This is a genomic window from Bacillus sp. CH30_1T (assembly GCF_008364765.1).
Classification (GTDB): domain Bacteria; phylum Bacillota; class Bacilli; order Bacillales; family Bacillaceae_B; genus Rossellomorea.
The window spans coordinates 1-6,427 of record NZ_VTUY01000025.1 but is presented as its reverse complement, the minus strand read 5'-3'; the positions used below and the strand labels follow the sequence as shown (position 1 = coordinate 6,427).

General features: G+C 34.3%; 9 protein-coding genes and 1 pseudogene. 9 read left to right on the top strand and 1 reads right to left on the bottom strand.

Annotation, left to right across the window (positions count from 1 at the left end; genetic code table 11):
* The first annotated feature begins 356 nt into the window (after window positions 1-356).
* The 9 genes from F0342_RS24435 (at window position 357) to F0342_RS24395 (ending at window position 6,135) form a co-directional block, all read left to right on the top strand.
* Window positions 357-869 carry a GNAT family N-acetyltransferase gene (locus F0342_RS24435; protein WP_149158293.1) on the top strand — a complete coding sequence of 171 codons (513 nt, stop codon included), beginning with the start codon at window positions 357-359 and terminating at the stop codon, window positions 867-869.
* Window positions 870-982: 113 nt separating this feature from the next.
* Window positions 983-1,426, top strand: a complete 444-nt coding sequence (locus F0342_RS24430; protein ID WP_149158292.1) for an NUDIX hydrolase — start codon at window positions 983-985, stop codon at window positions 1,424-1,426.
* Window positions 1,427-1,551: 125 nt separating this feature from the next.
* Window positions 1,552-1,890, top strand: a complete 339-nt coding sequence (locus F0342_RS24425) for a hypothetical protein (protein ID WP_149158291.1) — start codon at window positions 1,552-1,554, stop codon at window positions 1,888-1,890.
* Window positions 1,891-2,063: 173 nt separating this feature from the next.
* Window positions 2,064-2,906, top strand: a complete 843-nt coding sequence (xerA, locus tag F0342_RS24420; protein ID WP_149158294.1) for a site-specific tyrosine recombinase/integron integrase — start codon at window positions 2,064-2,066, stop codon at window positions 2,904-2,906.
* Between the two features lie 143 nt (window positions 2,907-3,049).
* Window positions 3,050-3,715 carry an HAD family hydrolase gene (locus tag F0342_RS24415; RefSeq protein WP_149158290.1) on the top strand — a complete coding sequence of 222 codons (666 nt, stop codon included), beginning with the start codon at window positions 3,050-3,052 and terminating at the stop codon, window positions 3,713-3,715.
* A 163-nt stretch (window positions 3,716-3,878) separates the two neighbouring features.
* Complete coding sequence (locus F0342_RS24410; protein ID WP_149158289.1) at window positions 3,879-4,457, top strand: histidine phosphatase family protein; 579 nt, start codon at window positions 3,879-3,881, stop codon at window positions 4,455-4,457.
* 400 nt (window positions 4,458-4,857) lie between these two features.
* Complete coding sequence (locus tag F0342_RS24405; protein ID WP_149158288.1) at window positions 4,858-5,184, top strand: DUF3221 domain-containing protein; 327 nt, start codon at window positions 4,858-4,860, stop codon at window positions 5,182-5,184.
* Window positions 5,185-5,277: 93 nt separating this feature from the next.
* On the top strand, window positions 5,278-5,820 hold the full coding sequence (gene lepB, locus F0342_RS24400; RefSeq protein WP_149158287.1) for a signal peptidase I: 543 nt from the start codon (window positions 5,278-5,280) through the stop codon (window positions 5,818-5,820).
* A gap of 117 nt (window positions 5,821-5,937) precedes the next feature.
* Entirely contained in the window at window positions 5,938-6,135 is a 198-nt protein-coding gene (locus tag F0342_RS24395; RefSeq protein WP_149158286.1) for a DUF6366 family protein, read from the top strand.
* Between the two features lie 150 nt (window positions 6,136-6,285).
* Here the strand turns inward: F0342_RS24395 and F0342_RS24390 are convergent.
* A pseudogene (locus F0342_RS24390) lies at window positions 6,286-6,427 on the bottom strand (IS110 family transposase); the annotation flags it as partial.

The following is a 6,427-nucleotide window of genomic DNA, read 5'->3' as shown; positions in this document are numbered from 1 at the left end:
GACTGGATTCATTCTCAATCTCCTCCTTATATTCAACTTGCCAGTAACCCCTAATCCTCTTAGTAGTATCATAGCTTCGCTTGTTATACGAGATCTTTGTCCCAACCAGCCTCAAACATGTTTCTACCAGTAGGGGGTGAACGGTTTAACTGACGGGATCTAAGTCCCACGGGGGCGGACGTTCTACCCTGGCTACTGTTATAATAAGACCATATAAAAAATGGTCAACCAGAAAAATCTAACATTCTGGTTAACCTAATAATACGAAAGGGGGCGTTTGCTGAACAAGCAGCAGCCTCCCATAAAGGGGATCTTTACTAGAAAACCGAAAAGGCGAATTTCAATTGAGGTGAAATATGAATATTAAAAGAGCAGATATAAATGACGCAAGAGGCATAGCAAAAGTTCAAGTAGATAGTTGGAAAACCACTTATAAAGACATTGTGCCAGATGACTACTTAATAAGGATGAGCTACGAAAGTCGAGAACTAAAATGGAAAGATATTATTTCAAATGGAGGGGTTGTTTTTGCAGCTGAAAATAGTGCAGGTGAAATTGTAGGTTTTTCAAGTTGTGGTCCCCAACGAGATAATAAATACTCATCATTTCGTGGTGAGTTATATGCCATATATATATTAAAAGAATACCAAAGAAGTGGTCTAGGGAAATTGCTATTAACCCCTATAATAGATGAATTTTTAGAGCAAGAAATTTTTGCGATGACAGTTATTGTGCTAAAAGATAATAATTCTAGATTATTTTATGAGGCTCTTGGGGCTAAAAAAATTGACACTATTGAGACAGAGATATCAGGAAGAAGATTAAGGGAATTTGTATACGGATGGGAAGACATTAGGAAGATAATATAAATCCTCTTCCACCTACGGGGGCGTTTGCTGAATAAGCAGCCGCCCCAATTTTGTTCAAGAAAGGGCAGGGCAGTAGGTTTAAGGTGAATTGAAGAAAAAGGTGTGATTTGAATATGACTGTTATTACATTTGGAAAAAAAGAAGTAGGCATAGAGTACATATTAAGACCAGCTGTTTATAGTGTAATGTTCAACAGCCAGGACAATAAAGTAGCTGTTATTCAAACATGTGATGGAAAGTATTTTCTTCCAGGTGGTGGAATAGAAGGTAATGAGACACACGAGGAATGTCTCAAGAGAGAAGCGTTAGAAGAAATGGGAATGGAGATTAAAATTCTTGATTTTATAGGTTGTGCTAATAGATATTTCTATTCTACAAATGAATTTAAGTATTATCTAAGTGAGGGCCATTTTTATATTTGCGAAATTGGTAAGAAAGTAAGTAAGCCTATAGAGGAAGACCACTACTTAAAATGGATTGAACCATCCCAAGCTATAAATAACTTATTTCATGAACATCAAAGTTGGTCAGTATGTGAAGCTCTGAAGCAATTGTAGATTGTTCAACTATGGGGGCTTTTCTATAATAAGTGAAGACGCATGTTCTTCTATAAAGGATGAAGCAATAAGAATATGGTACAATTATAGATGTTAAGTCGAGTAAGATTAAAGGACTGTTCTTAATGAAAAATCATATAAAGGTAAATGGAAAACTACTTCAAACAAACAAACGATTTTCACAATTGAAAAATAGTCAAAAGGATTGGATTGCAACGGAACTTTATAAGCTTTACCACGAAAAAATGATAGAAAGACATACAACTAGGAAACTCCCTCCTAATCACCGTGATGCTATTATATCATCTCTATATGATCAAATTCAAAGTAGAAATATATGGATTCCTTATGATGAAATAAGGAAATATACATTTAGCAAAACCACTAAGATAGTAAAATCTTTTAAGAAACATTTTCCTGAGTTATGTGAGGAAATCGAAACAGCCAAGTACTCAAATAAATAATCAATGCATGGTCTATTACGTTAGCTGGGGCGCTAATATAAGATTGATGGTCATTTAGGTGTGCTTGTAAAAGCAGAACACTTTTTTAATAGCTTAGAATAAATCATCTTCCGAATGGGCATACTAGAACCAAAGTTTACTTGGTTGGCAGCCTTATAGGAGATGATAACGTGATGAGACTGTCCGAAGCCTGGGAAAAGTATCAGTTAGATAAGAAGATTGAAGGGTATTCTCCACTAACGTTGAAAGCTTATTGTTTTCAATATACTCTTCTGTTAAAACACTTTGGTGATATCAGCATAAAGGACTTCACAACCGATGAATTGAAGAGTTATCTGATCCATTCAGGAGACCATTTAAAACCGGCGAGCCTGGGGCACCGAGTCCGATGCATTCGATCCCTTTTTAAGTGGATACATGATGAAGGACATCTTCCGTACAATCCCGCTGCTAAGTTAAAGGAACCGAAAATAGGAAAAAGAATCCCAAAGTTCCTCACGGATCTTGAAATCGAACACTTAAGAGAAGCTTGCGAGAGCTCTTTGGAAAATGCCTTGTTTGAATTCTTTTATTCAACAGGTTGTCGGATAGGGGAAATAGTAAAGCTTAACCGGGAAGACATCAACTTCTCAGCCAACTCTGTTATTGTTCATGGAAAAGGTGACAAAGAGAGGGAAGTATATTTTAATACTCGCTGCTCCCTTTGGTTGAAACGGTACTTGGATGAACGGGACGACCAAGAGGATTGCCTATTTATAACAGAGAGAAAACCCAAACACCGAATGAGTATCGATATGATTCGATACATTATAAAACGGGTTTCTAAACGAGCCGGTATAAAGAAGAGCATTCATCCTCATCAATTAAGACATAGCTATGCCACTCATCTAATTAATAATGGTGCGCCCCTTGAAGTGATCCAAAGCCTTTTGGGACATGAGAAAAGTGAGACGACTAAAATCTATGCTCAACTTAGTGGGAAGCTACGTCAGGACTTCTATTGTAAATATTTTTAACATTTTAGAGCTTTATCCCTTAGTGGGTATGAGGCTCTTTCTTCTTGTATCGGGCCAGTTAGTTGAAGAAGAGTTTCAATTTTTTTGAAATTATTATGATAAAATTAGGTTAAAATTAGTTACAATTAGGGAGAGATTAAAATATGGACAAATATAAGATAATTTTATTTGATCTGGATGGAACACTCTCAGACCCAAAAGAAGGTATTACTAAATCGGTTCAATTTGCATTACAGAAAATGGGTATTGTTGAGACTGATCTTGATAAACTTAAATGTTTCATTGGTCCACCATTACAAGTTTCATTTGCGGAATATTACAATTTTGATGAGGAACATACACATAGAGCAATTGATTTTTATCGAGACAGGTTTAAGAAAACGGGGATGTTTGAGAATGAGTTATATTCAAATATTCCTTTACTACTAAAATCATTAAAAGAACAACAATATACTTTAGTTGTTGCAACTTCTAAGCCTACAGTATTTTCTGAACAAATACTGAAATATTTTAATATTGATCAATATTTTGATCTTATTGTTGGAAGTAATCTTGATGGAACAAGAACATCAAAAACTGACATTATTCAATACATATTAGATAAGTACAAAGATAATCAGCAACATGACTTTATTATGATTGGTGACCGTAAGCATGATATTATTGGAGCAAAAAATACTGGTATTGACTCTATTGGAGTAACTTATGGATATGGTTCATTTGAAGAAATAAGTCAATCGAAACCTACGTATATTGTAAAAACCGTTAAACAGTTAAAGAATTTTTTAATGACGAGCAGAGTCAAATAACTGACTTATAATTTTCAGCTATCGGGCGCGATTATTTAACATCGCGCTTTTTTTGCGGAATAAAATCATTGTAAGGATTAAATGTTTTTGAAATAATTGGTATTAAGTTAAAGGGGTTAGTGGAACAACCTAAATTGAATATAGATATATATAGGGTGGGAGAATGACTACAATAGGACTAATTAGACACGGAATTACTGAATGGAATTCTTTAGGAAAAGCACAAGGAGTATCTGATATTCCTTTAAATGAGATTGGCAGAAAGCAAGCATCTGATATTGGAGATAGACTATCTCAAGAAGAAAAATGGGATATGATTATTACAAGTGACTTATCGAGGGCGATTGAAACAGCAAAAATTATTGGAAGTAAAATAGATTTACCCATTAGTCATATTGATGAAAGGGTTCGAGAAATAAATTGTGGGGAAATTGAAGGAACAACAGAGGAAGAAAGGGTCAAACTATGGGGAGGTAAGTGGCGAAATTTAGAACTTGGAATGGAAAAGTTTGAAGACGTATCTATCAGAGGAAGAGATTTTTTAGAGGATATAGTTTGTACATATAAAGGGAAACGAATATTGGTAGTCAGCCACGGTGCTTTAATCGGATTAACATTACAGCAATTACTTCCACAGAAATTCCAAAAGACATATATCAATAATACATCTATTACTATTTTAAACAATACAGAAGATAAATGGGATTGTATTTTGTATAACTGTACGAAACATTTAAAGTAACTTTTCTTTTCTAAAGCTAACGGGTGCATTAGTTGAAAATTAGGCAGCTAAATTCCATCTATACTTTATTTCATAATGGGAAGTATGAAATATTTTAATAATTATGGTGTTGTTGGAGGTAATATTTTTGTTTTTATTGTTTTTAATCATTGCAGCAAGTTTACTAGGATATCTTTTAATTCCATTGGATGAAATTGGTTTGGTTCTTGCTTTTGGAATTATTCTGGGATGTCTTGTGAGAGTACTATATCTTTTAAACGAGATTCACCAGGAACTACTAAGAAAATAGGTGATTATGTACTTAATCTGTTATTTGGGCAGGATAATTGAATATCCCAGATTATCCCCTCTTTTATAAAACCTCTCATTTAATGGCATATGAATGGAGGAATAATGTGATATGACAAGAATATTTAAGGCACTAGCAATAATTGTTTTATTACCCATTATTGGATGTTCTAATTCAATAGCTAGCAGTGAAGAAAATGAAATCAAAACGGAAAGTTCAAGTTTTACAGGAACAATCAAAGAAATTAATGATAACCGTGCACTTGTTTCTGCTAAAGTGTATGAGGGTAATCCTGAAAGTGATGTGTTTATTGACCTTTCTGTGAATAATGCTGAGACTTTCCAAGTTGGAGACAAGGTAAAAGTAGGATTTGAAGGTATCATTAAAGAATCGAACCCAGCTCAAATTAATACTCTTTCTGTTGTATTGGTTGATTGATAAAATAATACCTATGTTCAATTAACGGAGAGCGTTTAACGGAAAAACGAAAAAAGTATGAACTTGACTTTTTATAGTGAGAGGATGAAAAAAATGGTTAAAAAGAAAAATGAGACGCTAGAATGGATGAAAGCTATGGTTATAGCTGCAGTTATTGTGTTTACGGTTCGTGCATTCTTATTTACTCCTATTGTAGTTGATGGGGCTTCGATGAATACTACCCTACAAGATCACGAAAGAATGATTGTATCAAAATTAGGAGAACCTGAAAGATTTGATATTGTTGTCTTTCACGCAAATGAGAAACAAGACTATATTAAGCGTGTTATTGGTTTACCTGGGGATAAAATTGAATATAAAAAAGATACTTTATATGTAAATGGAAAAGCGTATAAAGAACCATACTTAGATAAGGAAAAGAAAAATATTAATGGTGACCTAACGAGACCCTTTAAATTAGAGGGTACTGCTGTCGGACAAGCTACTGTTCCAGAAGGTCATTTATTCGTTATGGGGGATAACAGAAGAAATAGTACAGATAGCAGACAAATAGGAGCAATCCCCATAGATGAGGTTGTAGGGACTACAAATGTTGTTTTTTATCCAATTAGTGACATTAGGATAATTGAAAATTAGTGCTATCCCGTTATAGGGGGCAATAACTGAAGATCAGCATATCGATCTAGCTATTGCCCTACTTCAATTAAAGGGCAGGATTGTTGAATAGTGACTTCTTAATTAAGGGGGATTAAAGTGGAGAATAACAAGGAAAATCCCGAACATAAAAGAGAGAAATTAAGGCAGGAAGAATTCAAAAAGAACCCAATGGGTGATATGAATAATCACAGTAATCTGGCTGATTTAGTGGGCAGCTTAGGCTGGAAAGGCACAGGAATTTTAATACTACTTATAATTATTGGAAGTATTATATTTTTACTTGTCGCTCAATAAGGCGGTATTCCATTAAACCAGCTAATAGTTTGTCAACATTTTTCAATAAAAACTTAAAATAACTCATGTTATACTGAAAACACGCATGCCAAATAACCTTCCACTGACATATATTTGGAAGGTTTTGTCTTATTTAGCTGGAAATCTTAATTAGGCTATATCTTGGAAAGTGGTTCTGTTTTTTAATATGGCATAGATCCAATGTAAGAGCTTATTTACGCAAGCAATGACGGCGACTTTATAAAGTTTGCCTTCCTCACGCTTCTTATCATAAAACGCTCTTAATCTCTTG